This is a genomic window from Candidatus Pelagibacter communis, assembly GCF_001180225.1.
GTDB lineage: Bacteria > Pseudomonadota > Alphaproteobacteria > Pelagibacterales > Pelagibacteraceae > Pelagibacter > Pelagibacter ubique_D.
In genome coordinates, this window is sequence record NZ_CVST01000075.1 from 1 (window position 1) to 1,014 (window position 1,014).

Sequence of the window (1,014 nt, forward strand, 5' to 3'; positions counted from 1 at the left end):
TAAATATCAATACTCCAATAGATTTAAATTTACAAAAAATTGCAACTAATTCTCTAAGATCTGGATTAATTTCCTATGATCAGAGAAAAGGTTGGAGGGGAGCACTAATTAACAAACCTTACAATTCAAATTGGTACAAAGATTTAGATAAATACAAACTTGAAAAATCAATTAATTGGAAATTAGCAATTGTAAAAAAATTAAATAAATTTTCAGCAATTGTAGAAACGATTGATGAAGATGATGGAGTTATTGAATATAAAGATATTTCATGGACAAAAAAAGAGTTTAACCAATTATTAAAAATTGGTGACATAATTTATGTGAAACAAATAAAAGATAAAAAGTATAGTTTACAACAATTGCCAAAAATAAATGGAGGAATTGTTGTAATGGATCCTTATACGGGAAGAGTTTTGGCTCTTAATGGTGGTTTTAGTTTTAAAAAAAGTGAGTTTAATCGAGCAACACAAGCAAAAAGACAACCAGGATCTGCATTTAAACCATTCGTTTATGCTCTTGCTTTAGAAAATAATTATACACCTACATCATTAGTTTTGGATGCACCCTTAGTTTTAGATCAAGGAGATGATTTAAAGTTATGGAAACCAGAAAATTATGGAAAAAAATTTTATGGCCCATCTACAATTAGAACTGGATTGGAGAAATCAAGAAATCTAATGACAGTTAGAATAGCTCAAGATTTAGGGTTAGATAAAATTATTAACTATTCAAAAAAACTTTCAATTTATGAAAATCCTGAGGAACTTTTGTCAATTTCCTTAGGTTCTGCTGAAACTACTTTGTTGCAGCTTACATCTGCTTATTCTGTTTTTGTTAATGGAGGAAAACTTGTTGAACCTGTTTTGATTGACAGGATTCAAGATAGTGAGGGAAATACAATTTATAATAATGATAAGAGATCTTGTGTAAATTGTGATGCAATATCCTATCTTAGTGAAGATTATCCTGAGTTAAAAAATAAATTTACACAAATTTTTTCGGAAGAAACTG

1 protein-coding gene is annotated in these 1,014 nt (G+C 28.4%); it reads left to right on the plus strand.

Annotation, left to right across the window (positions count from 1 at the left end; all coding sequences use genetic code 11):
• Positions 1–1,014 (plus strand): penicillin-binding transpeptidase domain-containing protein (locus AMN99_RS05585; protein WP_256998128.1); only part of this gene is annotated, 1,014 nt, incomplete at both ends.